General features: G+C 49.9%; 11 protein-coding genes and 2 pseudogenes. 2 read left to right on the top strand and 11 right to left on the bottom strand.

The features are described 5' to 3' along the window. Positions 1-51 precede the first annotated feature (51 nt). The 7 genes from FHS19_RS13145 to aroC all read right to left on the bottom strand — a co-directional run bounded on the left by FHS19_RS13145 (position 52) and on the right by aroC (position 8,245). Positions 52-1,035 carry a phosphotransferase family protein gene (locus FHS19_RS13145; RefSeq protein ID WP_183582248.1) on the bottom strand — a complete coding sequence of 328 codons (984 nt, stop codon included), beginning with the start codon at positions 1,033-1,035 and terminating at the stop codon, positions 52-54. A gap of 400 nt (positions 1,036-1,435) precedes the next feature. Next, positions 1,436-3,028, bottom strand: coding sequence for an amidohydrolase (locus tag FHS19_RS13140; protein WP_183582247.1), 1,593 nt, complete (start codon positions 3,026-3,028; stop codon positions 1,436-1,438). A 121-nt stretch (positions 3,029-3,149) separates the two neighbouring features. Next, positions 3,150-4,103, bottom strand: a complete 954-nt coding sequence (mraY, locus tag FHS19_RS13135) for a phospho-N-acetylmuramoyl-pentapeptide-transferase (RefSeq protein WP_183582246.1) — start codon at positions 4,101-4,103, stop codon at positions 3,150-3,152. Between the two features lie 164 nt (positions 4,104-4,267). Next, a complete protein-coding gene (locus tag FHS19_RS13130) occupies positions 4,268-5,536 on the bottom strand; it encodes an ATP-binding protein (RefSeq protein WP_183582245.1) in 1,269 nt (422 codons plus the stop codon). 99 nt (positions 5,537-5,635) lie between these two features. Then, a complete protein-coding gene (locus tag FHS19_RS35490; RefSeq protein WP_312887214.1) occupies positions 5,636-6,334 on the bottom strand; it encodes a CD3324 family protein in 699 nt (232 codons plus the stop codon). Positions 6,335-6,345: 11 nt separating this feature from the next. After that, positions 6,346-7,050: a hypothetical protein gene (locus FHS19_RS13120; protein WP_183582244.1), complete on the bottom strand. Its 705-nt coding sequence runs from the start codon at positions 7,048-7,050 to the stop codon at positions 6,346-6,348. 139 nt (positions 7,051-7,189) lie between these two features. After that, positions 7,190-8,245: a chorismate synthase gene (gene aroC, locus FHS19_RS13115; RefSeq protein ID WP_183582243.1), complete on the bottom strand. Its 1,056-nt coding sequence runs from the start codon at positions 8,243-8,245 to the stop codon at positions 7,190-7,192. A gap of 198 nt (positions 8,246-8,443) precedes the next feature. Between aroC and FHS19_RS13110 the strand changes: the two genes are divergently transcribed. Further along, positions 8,444-9,331: a LysR family transcriptional regulator gene (locus FHS19_RS13110; protein ID WP_246426636.1), complete on the top strand. Its 888-nt coding sequence runs from the start codon at positions 8,444-8,446 to the stop codon at positions 9,329-9,331. Positions 9,332-9,368: 37 nt separating this feature from the next. On the opposite strand, the pseudogene FHS19_RS13105 reads toward FHS19_RS13110, so the two are convergent. Further along, positions 9,369-9,621 (bottom strand): annotated as a pseudogene (locus tag FHS19_RS13105) (helix-turn-helix domain-containing protein); the annotation flags it as partial. Here FHS19_RS13105 and FHS19_RS13100 point away from each other — a divergent pair. After that, a pseudogene (locus FHS19_RS13100) lies at positions 9,622-10,355 on the top strand (EamA family transporter); the annotation flags it as partial. Between the two features lie 110 nt (positions 10,356-10,465). Here the strand turns inward: FHS19_RS13100 and FHS19_RS13095 are convergent. The 3 genes from FHS19_RS13095 to FHS19_RS13085 all read right to left on the bottom strand — a co-directional run bounded on the left by FHS19_RS13095 (position 10,466) and on the right by FHS19_RS13085 (position 13,602). After that, positions 10,466-11,299 (bottom strand): carbohydrate ABC transporter permease, encoded by an 834-nt coding sequence (locus tag FHS19_RS13095; protein WP_183582241.1) that lies wholly within the window; start codon positions 11,297-11,299, stop codon positions 10,466-10,468. A gap of 2 nt (positions 11,300-11,301) precedes the next feature. Next, positions 11,302-12,195 (bottom strand): carbohydrate ABC transporter permease, encoded by an 894-nt coding sequence (locus FHS19_RS13090; protein WP_183582240.1) that lies wholly within the window; start codon positions 12,193-12,195, stop codon positions 11,302-11,304. Between the two features lie 75 nt (positions 12,196-12,270). After that, positions 12,271-13,602, bottom strand: coding sequence for an ABC transporter substrate-binding protein (locus tag FHS19_RS13085; RefSeq protein ID WP_183582239.1), 1,332 nt, complete (start codon positions 13,600-13,602; stop codon positions 12,271-12,273). Positions 13,603-13,882 lie beyond the last annotated feature (280 nt).

Below are 13,882 nucleotides of genomic sequence, written 5' to 3'. Positions count from 1 at the left end.
TCTTGGAGTAACTCTCCAAGAGCGCCTGTATTTTTTGCTGAGCTCGATATGTTACTTCCCCCCGCCCCGAACCGTTCCCGCAATCAATCGGCACAAATCATGTACCCGGTTCGGTGTCTCCTCCGTCGATTGGCTCAGCATATCGCATAAGGCGACCAGGTCCTCCAGACGGGACAGAAGCCTCCAATTCTTTTCCAGCACTATCCCCTCCGCTTCATATGCTTGAATAAAGTGCTGTTCAATCCACGAACCGTCCGCCTCATAACGCAGCATGTTGCCTAGATCCGCATGCCGGTTCCAGGCAAAGGCTTCCTCCCAGTCGAGCACGGCTGAAACGAAGTACCCCTCGGAACCTTTCTCCATCAGAAGATTTAAGCCGTTATAATCCGAATGCGCCAGCACGGGCTTTTCCTGACTGGCCGATAATAACGGTCCGTATCGTTTGCAAAATGCCCACAGCTGTTGGGTAAGCTCCTCTCCCAGCCAAGCTGCGCATGGACTATGGAAGATAACATCATCCATAAAGGTAAGAAACCGCTCGCCGCTCATGTTGAAAGGCTGCGTGATCATCAAATCGCTGCCGAAGAAACCGGAAGCTTCAAATGAAAATCCATGAATATGGGCGAGCGTTCTGCCGGCTGCGGCTGCTGCCGATGCTTTCTCCTCAGGCGCCCCATTCCGGAATATATCGCTCAGCAGGACACCCGGCTTCCATTCCAACACCGCCCAGGGTTTAGAATATCTGCTGCAGCTCGTATCGGCATACACAAATTCGGCCACCGGTACCCGTTCCCGAACGAGCCGGGTAAGGGCGATTTCTTTGCCGGCAATGTCCTTCCCCCGGCGAAACAATCTCAATACATATGGCCTGCCATCTCCCTCTACCTGAATTTTGTAATTGGAGTTGCTGAGCCCTACGCCTATTCGCCGGGAGAGTATAATCTTACGGTCATGAAAAGCAGGGCCTGCGATGTGATTCAGTTCTTCCAGACTCAGTTCCAGCGGCTGCTCCGTCCGCTCCCAACCTTCTTTCATCCATTCTCGCCTCCGGTAAGAACAAGGATATCCTTGATACTGGGTTATCGATGCCTTGCTCACGTGTCTGAGCCAACCTTTTAAAGCTTGAAGAACTTCATTTCACGCTTGAACTTTAAGTTAACATAATATAAGTTATGGTTTTTCGTAGCTCCTTTTTCCCAAGTGATCTGCTGTTAAGTACGTTGTTATGGTGTTTTAGCTCGGATGATCTAGGGTCGGTGTTATGACGGTTTTATTATTGTGAATTTTTCATATAGTGAAAGTTTGTAATTTAATCAACATTAATCTTTTAATCTGATTTAATTTAATCAGCTCCCATTTGATCAGATTGAGGCAGATCTTACAGGAAAATACACTTATTTTCCGCCTTCAACGGCCGATCTCCCCTCCCACCAGGCTATCCGTATACGATCGTTTCATCAACGACCGTCATCCGAACCTCATTATGCAAGATGGCCTCCGGCGGTTCGCCGAACGGGTCCCGTTCCAGAACAGTAAAATCAGCGGTGTATCCCGGCTGAATCCGTCCCCGATCTAGTTCATGGCCGGATGCATAGGCACTGCCTGTCGTATACAGCGATATCGCTTCATACATGCTGAGCCGTTCTTCGGGACCATACACGGTCCGCCGGGTATCCTCCGGCTTCATGCGGGTTACAGCAGCGTAAATGCCATGCAGAGGCGAAACGCTTTCGATCGGCGCATCCGATCCGCCGGCACAAGGAATCCCGCTACGAAGCAGCGTCTGCCAAGCGTATAAATGCAGCCCCTTCGCATCGCCAATCCGATCCAGCACCCATGGAAAATCAGAGGTGACAAAGCTCGGCTGAATGTCAACGATAGCAGGCAGCTCCTTCAGCTGCGCAAGCAGCTCGTCCCGTAAAATTTGCCCGTGAATCAGCCGGTCCCTCCTGCCGGCCGGGCATGGATGTGCGGCAAATGCCTGCAGCACCTTCTCCGCGGCCCCGTCGCCAATGGCATGCGCGGCAGTCGCAAGCCCGGCGGCCCTTGCCTTGGCCACCAGCCGGTTCAGCTCTTCATCCGAATGAACAGCGACGCCACTCGTCGCTGGATCATCTGCGTAGGGGCGGCTGAGCAGAGCCGTTCTGCCGCCCAGGGATCCGTCCGCGAACAGCTTCATCGCCCCATATTCGAGGAACTCGGACTCCGGCACAAGCTGCCTTCCTTTCTCGAGCCATTCATCAAGCGCGAGATGGTGGATAAGAAAATGCGTTCTGAATTTCTTTTGTCCCTCCATAATGACCTTTTGGAACGCTTGCAGTGTTCGGGTACAGCCTCCATAGTAGCTCAGATCTTCCGTATGGCAGCCGGTGATTCCCTGTCTCCAGCAGTCCTCAATGGCCATCGTCAGCGCAGTTTCCAGATCGTTCTGGGTCACGCCGGGCATCCGATTCAGGACGAAATCCTGGGCCTGCTCTTTAAAAATACCGTTTAAGGCTCCGTCACTGCCTCTTCCTGCGACTCCGCCGCTTGGCACCTCTGTGTCTTCATCCACGCCGGTCTCCCGCAGGGCCAGTGAATTGACGGCCAGCACGTGCCGGCAGACCCGCCGCAGCATCACCGGATGATTCGGGGCGGCCCGGTCCAGCTCCACCCTTGTCGGAAGAAGCTCTTCCTCCCACTCATTTTCGTTCCATCCTTCCCCGATGATCCACGTGCCTGGCGGAAGGCGCCGGGCTTGTCCAGCAATCTTCTCAAGCAGCTCGCCCCGGTTCTTCAGACCGGAAAGCTGCAGCTTGAGAAAGGTCTCCCCGTGGCCGATCAGATGAATATGACTGTCCACAAATCCCGGGAACATGGTGCTTCCCCCTAGATCGATCATTTCATCGATTCGGCCGTGAAATTTCTCTTGGAGTTCCCGTGTATCGCCAGCATCAAGGATGCGTCCTCCTTCGGTTATTACCGCTTCAACCGTCTTGTGTTCCTGTTCCATCGTGTAGATGGTTCCGTTCGTCCAGCACTTGGCCATGACGCTCCCTCCTCTATCGCTTCATTCCTACATCATCGATAAGATTGACTGCTACAAGAATAGCATAAAAAAAGCAGCCGGTCCCTTGACCGCTGCTTCCGCATTTAAATTAGCCTACCGCTCAATGCATGGCATATTTCCGGATCAGCCAGCAAATCAGCACGCAGGCCCACGAAATAAAACCGAAGATCATGACGATCTTGTTCTCGCTCCATCCGTATTTCAGGCTGAAATGGAAATGGATCGGGGCCATCCGGAACAGCCGCAGCTTCGTCCTTTTGTAATACCACACCTGCAAAATGACCGACAACTGCTCTGCTAGATAGATGAAGAACAGGATCGGTATCAATATTTCAACCTTTTCAATGACGGCCAAAATGGATAGCGACCCTCCGATCGCCATCGATCCCGTGTCCCCCATAAACGCCCTTGCCGGGTAGATGTTATAAAGGAAAAGTCCAAGCAGACAGCCGATCATCACCAGCGAAAATGTCTGCACCTCAGGTTTGTCCGAAATCAAAAAGAAGAAAAAATAAGTCGGAATCGCCACATTGATCAGCAGTCCGTCCAGTCCATCCGTAAAGTTGATCGCATTCGCAGAACCTACCACAAACAGCAGCATGATGGCTACATACACGTAAACGGGCAATTGCAGATGGTATCCTTGAAACAGCGCGATATCACTCGTTACACCAAACGAATGAAGCAATACATACAACAGGATTCCCGTAAAAGCAAATTGAAGCACCAGCTTCGTTCGTCCCGAGATGCCGCCCGGGTCTTGCCAGAAGGCCTTTTTGAAGTCATCAAGAAAGCCGACCGAGCTGAACAACAGAAACGCAGCGCATAGGAGCAGCATGAGCGATGCCGGTTGAAATTGCAGCGAAATGACGACTCCGATCAGCAGAATCAGTCCGGCCATGAGCGGCGTGCCGCGTTTGGCTTGATGGTCTGCCGGAAGCTCGGCACGGATCGGCTGCGTCAGCTTCAGCCTGCGCAAGGTCCAGATCAAAAATGGCGTCAGAACGGCAACCAAAAGAAAAGACAGGCCGGAAACAGCCATCATCCCATACATACGCTAACCCCTTCTCTTTGAAAAATATGATTTCCCTACTATATAAATAATTCAGATGGACAAGCAAACATTCCCCGAAGTCAAAATCTCTTAGACATGATCTTCCTTGTGCGCACTATCTATGGAAGCTATTGTACCTCGATATGTACTTTCTACGTCATCCGTTACTTACTATGAGCAGCGTCCTCTTTTTCGGTATACAGCGGCAATGTAATGATAAAAGTGGTTCCTTCGCCTACCTTGCTTTCAATCGAAATATGTCCGTTCATCTCGCGTATGATATTGAAAGTCACCATGGTTCCCAGCCCGGTGCCTTTTAACTTGGTGGAGTAATATGGGGATCCCAGCCTTTTGATCTGCTCTTTTGTCATGCCTACGCCTGTATCCGAGATATAGATTCTGGCCTTTTTGTCGCTTTCGTCCACAACGTATTTAATCGTTAATGTACCGCCGTCCGGCATCGCTTCAACCGCATTTTTGCACAAATTAATGATAGCTTGCCTTAACTTGGATTTGTCTCCATAAATGGTACCGGATGAATGAAATTCGGTGACCATTTTCACATTTTGTAAATTGGCATAGGAGCTCAGCACATGGGAGGTTTCCAAAAACTCATCATTCAGTGTAATCGGTTCCAGCTTCTGGTTTTGAGGTTTGGCTAATGACAAGTAATCGGATATGATCGATCCCGCCCGATCCAATTCCACAAGGGTAATGAGGGAAAATTCCTTTCGCTTCTGATCCGTTAAGGACGGCTCACCCAAAAGTTGGACAAAACCCCGCACAGTGGTGAGCGGATTTCGTACTTCGTGGGCAACCGATGCGGCGATTTCGCTGACGACCTTCAGCTTCTCGGCTTCGATCATCTCTTCTTGAATCTTGACGTCACGACGGACAGTTTCCAGTATGTAAACCAATATAACAGACATCACGCACTGCATCAGGACGATCGGTAAGGAAGGCACAAACGAATCCAGGAAGTACGATGGGTTGCCATCAAGCATATAATAAACATTTAAGACGGTGATGCGTAAAAAAAAGCAAAGACCAAGCACGATCAGCATCCGCTTCAATAAGCTCCCCCGGTTAAATACGGGAATCGCCAGGCATACCAGCACCAGTGTCGGCACTAGGGACAGCGTATAATAAACAATATGAATATCACCCAATACTTGACGATAGATAATTGCACTGGCGAATAACAGTAAGGCATTGTACAACCCGCCGTATAAAGAGCCCACCACAAGCGGTATCCCCCGCAAATCTAAAAAGGTATTAAACACTTTGATAGGAGATGACATCGTAATGATTAAAGGTACAAGAAACAACAAGAAATAGAGCACGGGTTTTTTCGATTTACACACAAAACGGTAGAACATGATAGGCAGTAATATGATAAAAACATTGAGTATTAAGTTGGATTCGATGTGCATTCCAAGTAGCCCCTTCAAATGTGGTAAATAACCATTCTCGGGGCCCAGGATAAATTCCTTCTCGTTGAATTGTAAATTTTTCCGCATTCGCGCTCATCATCATACGTGATCTATAAAAAACAGCGCGTGACCATAGTGCTTCATGAACCTTTTATAATCCGCCGATTCCTTTAAGACAATGATCGTCGAATAAGCATTGACCTTGCGTCGTTTTAGTCTGGCAAACAGTTCTTTCTGTTCGATACAGTAAAATTTGCCTCCTTCATATTCTATAAGGAGAGGCGGAAGATCCTTATCGTGATCATCCGCTTCATCCGAATCGTCTGCCTCCGGCTTTATTCCATCCATTTGGATCAGGCGCAAAGGAAACTTAACGACGCCAAAATAAGAATTGTTTTCGCCTATACAATCATGCAGACCCGGGGGCACCTGCCTTGTAAGCTGCAGGTAGCATTGAATCCATTCTTCCAGCAGCCCGTTATTCGAATATTGTACAGCTGAGTTTACAGTCGGAGCATAAGTGATATGCCTGTCATGTTTCTTCGAATAGATGATTTTCTTTATGGAATCCAGGGATAAGAAGTACTCGTCAGCAAGCTCCGATACCGTCATCCCATTGGCATATTTATTGCGGATCATCACATTTCGCCTCTGCAGCCGATCCCGGTAGCCGGATGTTTCTCCCCAGCCCTTTTTCTCCTCACCCTTCGGAATATACAGCAGTTTACCGGCTGCGTATTTTTGTATTTCTTTCAGGAGCTCCTCAGGTATGACCTCGCCGGCATTCTCATATTTCATACGATCACCCTTTATAAAGCGTAGATTCGATCCTGCAGCTGGCTGATGGATTTCATGATGGACGTGCATGATTCCTCGTCATCGATCGAAGCATGCCACCGCAGGACATCGATACCCTTATAATACGCCATACATAAAAATCTTTCTTTAAAGTCCGGGATGACGATGTTTCGTTTGGCGCAATATTCGAATAACAACTCAGGGATGTTTAAGTAGGGCTTATTTAAGTCCATAATGGCAAAATCCAGAAGGAAATCGCATATGCCGGATCGGCTCCAGTCCGGAAATCCGACCTCTGTTCTTCCATCGGTGATCATGATTTCAAAAAACGTATTATTGTTCACTAAATAACGTTTGCCCTCACAATAATCAATCCTGGCATCCATTTCATTCAAATATTTCTCGACAAAGCCACGATCCAGCAGCGTTGTGTCATAGAGTTCCTTCCAATGATACCAATATCCTTCCCTGTCTTCCGCAAAGGTGTCAACGAGAAACTCCCTGCAGGTGCTGTACTCCGTTTGACAATCTTCATTAAACTCACCGTAGCCTGCTATCCCCGCGATATCTGAGGCACTGATTTCTAATATTTTGTCAAAAAACAATTCGTAGCTTTTTGCAAACTGATGCGGGTTTAACTCATCCGCGAGAAATCCGCTGGGCGTCATGCTGACGGTATCGGAAAGCATGGACTTAATGATTTGGTCTTTACTCATGTCAGATCTCCTTTACATATCCAATGATTGACTTCTCAGTATCAGCTGCGCGCCTCTGATCTGTCGTCATCATACCATTAGGTCATGTAACGAAAATAGGCAATGAATAAGTTAAGTCAACGTTACCCTCGAATGAGGGCTAGTACAGCAGCGCTGCTTGTCTTTTATAGTGATCTTCGATCACCATGCAGGCCATGGCTTCGATTACGGGTACGACCCTTGGACAGATGCACGGATCATGCCTTCCGATCGTTGTGATTTCCCTTTCGTTACCATCCGTGTCCACAGTTCGCTGGGGTTTGGAGATCGACGAGGTCGGTTTCACGACAACCCGGAAAATGATGTCGGCACCCGTGCTGATTCCACCAATTACGCCACCGGCATGATTCGTGATGAACCCGTTCTCGTCCATCTGGTCGTTGTGTTCGCTTCCCAGCATGGAGGCCGCCCGGAAGCCGGTCCCGAACTCGATTCCTTTGATCGCGCCGATCGAAAGCATCGCTTTGGCCAGCTCAGCATCCAGCTTATCGAACACGGGCTCCCCAAGTCCTGCGGCAGCGCCGCTGATCCGGCATTCAACGATGCCGCCGCAGCTGTCGCCCTCTGCCGCAAGCTGTTCGATCCGCTCAATCATCTTAGCCGCCGCTTCGGGATCACAGGCGCGAACAGGATTCTGTTCGATGGCGCCTGGGTGGAATGCTTCACAGCGGATTCCGGCGATCTCTGTCGTATAGGCCATGACGGAGACTCCCCGCCGTTCCAGCAATTTTCGCGCAACCGCTCCGGCCGCGACCCGGGCCGCAGTTTCTCTGCCGGAAGCCCTCCCGCTGCCCCGGTAGTCCCGAATGCCATATTTCTGATCGTAAGAAAAGTCCGCATGCCCCGGGCGGTACATATGCTTGATGTCATCGTATGCGGATGGACGCATGTCCGTATTATTCAGCATAACGCTCAGCGGAGTTCCTGTCGTTCGGCCTTCAAATACACCGGATAAAATCCGGACCTTGTCATATTCTTTACGCGGTGTTGTGACCGAAGACTGTCCCGGCTTTCTGCGATCCATCTGAACTTGAATATCGTCCTCGTTCAGTTCAAGGCCTGGAGTGACGCCTTCGATAATGACGCCTATGGCTTCTCCATGCGATTCACCAAATGTCGTCATTTTAAACCGTTCCCCAAAAGTACTTCCCGGCATATAAATTCCCCCTCTATATAGATTGAACTAAAGTTTTGCATTGAACCTCCTGATATAACGGCCCAATACAGCCAATAGCAATTATTTCTTTAGTTCATAACATCATGAATTGTCCTTATGTACTAGATTAGAGGTATACTTGTAATAAATGAAATTGTAATTTTCGACTCTTGCCATAGAATGGATTGATGCCAATTGATGATTAACACGGAATGGTACCGAATTTTTCTTCATGCTTCGGAAACGTTGAATATGACGAAAGCCGCGCAGCGCTTAAATATGACACAGCCCTCCGTCAGTTATGCGATCAAGCAGCTGGAAGACGCTCTTGGAGTTAAGCTGTTCGACCGTTTATCCAAAGGCATCGTTTTAACAGAAGAAGGACATGCCTTGTACGATCAGGTCAAACAAGTATTCGATAAGTTGGATTACGCCGAACGTTACATGAAGCAGTTGGGACAGCTGAACGAAGGGCGATTGCGGATCGGTGCCAACGGGGCGATCATTCGCGATTATATCGTTCCTCGACTCGATATTTTCCGTTCCCTACACCCCAACATCCGGGTCCAAGTATCACAGCAAAAGACCGGTCAGATTTTGGAGCAATTACGGCAGGGCTTACTTGATCTGGGTTACGTTAATCTTCCGGTCAAGGATGAGGAGATTCAGGTCATCAATACCTTTGTCTCGCCGTATTGCGTGGTGGCGGGGAGACCCTTTGCCACTATGGCAAATTCCCCCTTGACCGCTGCACAATTGGCCGAGCTTCCCCTGTTAATGCTGTCCCAGGGAAGTGCAACCCGCTCCTATATCGAAGCCTGGTTTCAGTCCCAGGGCGTGGAAGCGGCGGCCGATTTCGAGCTGAACAGTTTGGATATGCTGGCTGAGTTTGCCGAGCGGGGTTATGGGGCGGCTATTTTGCCGAGAGCTTTTGTGATTTCAAAAATCGAAGAAGGCGCTTTAATGGAGCTGTCTATGGAAGTTCCGCTGCCGGACCGAAACGTAGGCGTAGCTGTCAGAAAGCATTCGTCCCCATCGCTCGCAGCGGAGGCCTTCTTGAACATACAAAGCAGCCGGTCTCTTTGACTGGCTGCCACCGCCGCGTTCCGATCATGAACGTGCATCCAACTTTGTAGGCCACCTCGGTAATGTTAGCATCGGCTTGCTGCAGGAGGACTACACTTTTCTGGAGTCTGTAATCGGTCACATAATTCAGCGGAGTCGTATTCAACATCCGTTTGAAATAGCGGCAGCATTCCGAGCGGCTCAATGTACCGGCCCTGGCAATATCCGTTCAGCGCGATTTTTTCAGCATAATGAATATCGATCCAGCTCAGCATCTGCTTCATCCGCTGATTTTTTATGGCTTCCACCTGGTTAAAGACCGCACGCAAATCGTTGGGGTGTGGAAAAACAGGCGGACGGCTTTGCGGCTCATCGTCTTTGGGTTAGTCGGCATGCTGTCGGTTCAATATACGTATATGGCATCGATTCAACATGGAAATGCCGCTGTGGCAACACTGCTGCAGTATTTGGCGCCCGTCATGATCATCCTCTATTTGATTGTGCGGAAGCAAATGGTCTGCACGCGAAAGGACTTGCTCACCGTGATCCTTGCTTTCGTGGGTTGTTTTTCTTATTAACCAACGGCTCCGTTTCGGAGTTTTCCGTGCCATACGCAGCCGTGGTTTGGGGTGTTCTATCAGGCGCGGCCCTGGCGTTCTACACTTTGTATGCCGTCCCGCTTTTGAAGCAATACAATTCCCTCGTTATCGTCGGTTGGGCGATGATCATCGGAGGTTTGGGATTAAGTGTGATCCATCCACCCTGGCACACCGACTTCACAAGCTTGACGACTGGCGCCTATTTGTACTTGGCCTTCGTGATCCTATTCGGCACCATGATCGCCTTTTGGTTTTACATCGAAAGCTTACAAAGCCTTTCACCTAAAGAAACAAGCCTTCTAGGCAGTTTGGAGCCGCTGGCAGCCGTGATCACTACCGTATTTTGGCTAAAAGAGCCTTTTGGTTTGTTCCAGTGGCTGGGTACGGCGTGTATCATCGGACTGATTTTGCTTCTCGCATGGAATAAGAAGTCATCATCCATCTAATATGAATTTTTCATCTATCGAAATTCTCATATGTAATGCAAAAGAAAAACCGGCAAATTTGCCGGTACTCTTGAGTCGTGCTGAAGCTATCGCATATTGCAGATACGGTTCTAACCTTTCACCGCACCGGCCGTCATGCCGTCGATGAAGTACTTTTGGAAGGCCACAAACAGGATAAAGATCGGCAGAATCGAAAAGAACGAGCCGACGATAAGCAGATCGTAGTTGTTGCCGTACGGCGTCAGCAGCGTCTTCAAACCGATCGGCAGCGTGTACTTGTGCGAATCGCTCAGCACCATAAACGGCCATAAAAAATTATTCCAGCTGTTCATGCCGTTCAGAATGGCCATCGCCGCAAAGGAAGGCTTCATGACCGGCAGGATCAGCCTGGCGTAAATGCCGTATTCGCTCGCGCCGTCCACCCTGCCCGAAGCGATAATCTCTTTCGGAATGCCGGACAGGTACTGCCTGAAGAAGAAAATCGTCGCCGCATTGGCGATGCCCGGCAAAATAATCGCCGAGTAGGAGTTCATCATGCCAAGGTTAAAAGTAAGCGTGTATAAAGGAAGCAGCAATATTTCAAAAGGAACCATCATGATCAGAAGCACGCAGATAAATAAGATATTTTTGCCCTTAAAGTCGTAAGCGGCAAAGCCGTAAGCTACCGTCGCGCTGACCAGCAGCGTCAGGACGACCTGCACCACGGTCAGCAGCAGCGAGTTAAAGAACCAGGTGAAATAAGCGTGATCCCCTGTGAACAAAAAGACAAAATTGTCCAGGCTCATGACTGAGAAATCTAGCTTCAGGTTCAATCCATACCGGATCAGCTCTTCGCCGGGCTTGAAGGAAGCTAACGTGATGGCGTAAAACGGCAGCAGAATCAGGAAGCAGATGACGGCGAAAACGACGACGAGGACGATGTTGAGTGCGGTATTCTTTTTCATCCCTAATCCTCCTTCTTAAACATGCCGGAGAACGCCAGCTGTGTCAGATTGATGATCATCGTAACCGCCAGCAGCACAATACCGACCGCAGCGGCATAGCCGAGGTTGTTCTTCTCGATCCCCTGGCGGTACAAGTAGCCGACGATCGTGAGGCCGATGTTTTTCGGTGAATTGTTGCCGTTCCACAGCATGAGGCTTTCGATAAACATGGCCAGTCCCGCGTAAATGCTGATTGTAAGCACATAAATCGTAGTCGGCTTCAGCAGCGGCATCGTGATTCTGGTGAATTTTTGGAATGCCGAGGCGCCGTCGATCGAGGCGGCTTCGTAGTATTCCTCCGGAATATTTTTCAGACCGGACAGAAAATACAGGATGTTAACTCCAGTCCACCGCCAGGTCGCCAGGGCGAGCAGCGCGACAAAACCAGTCAGATGACCTTTCAGGAACTTGACCGGCTCGATGCCGAAGACGCCAAGGACGCTGTTGATCAGCGACCCTTCCATCTCTCCGAACATCAGGCGGAAGATCGTCCCCGCCACTACGACGGATGTCAGCGCGGGAAAGAAGAAAGCCGACTTGAAGAACTCCCGGCCCCACATCCGTTTGTTGTTGATCAGCACGGCCAGCAGCATCGGAAACGGAATCAGAATCACCAGTGTCAACACCATATACAGCGCGCTGTTGCCGATCGACTTTAGAAAGACGCTGTCCCCCATCAGCTTCTGATAGTTGTCCATTCCGGTCCACTCGGCCTCCTGACCCAGGGTGACATGCTGGAAACTCATGCCGAACGAGCTGAGCAGCGGGTACACCCAGAACACCAGAAAAATGGCGACAAATGGGAACACGAACACATACGGGGCCACCTTCTGTGAATACAAAAACCGCTTGATCATGTCTCTACTCCTTTCTGTTTGAAAAAGAGCCGCTCCCCGAAAAGACAAGAGCAGCTCTGTTTCAAGGCATGCTGACTATTTCAGTTCCTGTTCGATCTGTGCCTGCGCATCGTCCAGCGCTTCCTTAATGTCCCGTCCGTCCTCGAAAATTTCGTTGAGCGTCGTCGTGTACAGCACGTTGTTGATCGTCGGCGAAGCCGGTGTCGATTTGATCAGACGGATTTCGTCCTTAATATCGTTCAACACGTCAAACGGGTTGTTGACGAAGTACTTCACGAATTGGTTTTCGGGATTATGCGTCACGTCCTTCATATCCCATACGTCCATGTTGATCGGGTCAAAGCCGAGCGTGTTCCAGATTTCGATGTTCGCGTCGAGGGACAGCTTGGCGTAAGCAATAAAGTCTTTGGCCAGCTGAACGTCTTTGGCCGTTTGGGTCACGACGGTGCCGGTTCCGCCTCCGCCATAAGAGCGCGGCATTCCTTTTTCCAGGACCGGAATCGGCGCGAGTGCAATTTTACCGGACAGGTCAGGCATGTAGTTCGTGTAGCGCGACATCATCCACAGCGGCATAAAAGCGGTGGCGTATTTTCCTTCATTAAACTCGCCGTAGGCTTCCTCCGTGTCCGGTTGTCCGCCGGCAATCGTGGCGATGACGTTGTTGTCCTGCAGGTCTTTCAGGACCTTCAAACCTTTTACCATGGCGTCCGAATTGACAATCGGGTTGCCTGCATCGTCGGTAAAATCGCTTTTTTGCTGAGCCAGCATCATTGATGCCTCCCAACCTGCACTCGTATCTGCTGTACCCATGTATTTGCCGGTCTTCTCGTACAACTGCATGCCTGCCTTCTTGAAATCGTCCCAGGTGACGATCGATTTGTAGTCCACGCCGGCTTCCTTCAAAATCTCGGTGTTATAGAACGCAACCGACGCGCCGACGTGAGTCGAGAGGCCGTATACCTTCCCTTCTTTGCTGTACATATCGATCTGGGACTGCACGATCGTATCTTTGTAAGGCTCGACCACGTCGTTCAGAGGTTCCAGCTGAGGGGTGCCTTTCAGAAAATCGGGAAATTTGCCGATCTCAATGTCTGCAATATCCGGTGCCCCAACGCCTGTCTGTACCGCGATCGAGAGCTTGTTATGCATGTCGTCATACGGCATGACCGTGACGTTCAGCTTGATCTGGCGGTCCGGGTTCGCCGCGTTCCATTTCTCCAGCATCTTCTTGAAATGCTGCCCGTGCAGCTCCACAAACGTCCAGTAGGACAGCTCGGTTGCCGTGTCGCCGGCCCCTCCGTCCAGGACGGACGTTTTGCCTTCCGCACTGTCGGAAGACTTGCCGCATCCCCATAACATCGTTGTCATCGTGACGACCAGCAGCAGCATCAGCCATTTTTTCTTCATATCCAGGATCCTCCCCTAATGTTCAATGATTTTCTTGCTGCTAAGCACTTGCAGGACAAAACAAATCTGACTGACCAAGAACGAGTTACCTAAAAATCATGATTAAAGCGCTTTCATTTGTGTCTGATTTCAACTCCCCTGCCGGGTCCCGGCTGGCGGCTCCTATTCACAGGAACACTTCTCCTTGGCCACGGTCCGCAGCTGAACTAAGGCAGCTTCGAAAAGTTGCTGCGAAGATGACCTCCTCGATTTTAATGTTTTCTAAAATAATTCAATACAT

Source organism: Paenibacillus rhizosphaerae, assembly GCF_014192015.1.
In the GTDB taxonomy this organism is placed as follows: Bacteria; Bacillota; Bacilli; order Paenibacillales; family Paenibacillaceae; genus Paenibacillus_AQ; species Paenibacillus_AQ rhizosphaerae.
The sequence above is the reverse complement of the archived record's forward strand: the minus strand, read 5'-3'. Positions and strand labels throughout refer to the sequence as shown.